This window comes from Enterobacter sp. ENT03 (assembly GCF_019218745.1).
Classification (GTDB): Bacteria; Pseudomonadota; Gammaproteobacteria; order Enterobacterales; family Enterobacteriaceae; genus Enterobacter_D.
Genome location: NZ_JAHUXA010000058.1, coordinates 1 through 270, shown reverse-complemented (window position 1 = coordinate 270; position 270 = coordinate 1). Strand labels below are relative to the sequence as shown.

Genomic DNA, 270 nt, shown 5'->3' with positions numbered 1-270 from the left:
CCTACTCTCGCATGGGGAGACCCCACACTACCATCGGCGCTACGGCGTTTCACTTCTGAGTTCGGCATGGGGTCAGGTGGGACCGCCGCGCTAGTGCCGCCAGGCAAATTCTGTTCGTCTAACACCAACACGGGCATTAAACGCTAATCTGTATCAGCTGAAAATCGCTCAAATCACGCCAAAACATCTTCGGCGTTGTAAGGTTAAGCCTCACGGTTCATTAGTACCGGTTAGCTCAACGCATCGCTGCGCTTACACACCCGGCCTATC

General features: G+C 54.4%; 1 rRNA gene. It reads right to left on the bottom strand.

Going from position 1 to position 270, the window contains the following annotated elements:
- Positions 1-104 (bottom strand): 5S ribosomal RNA (gene rrf, locus KW828_RS21735); the annotation flags it as partial.
- Positions 105-270: the final 166 nt, after the last annotated feature.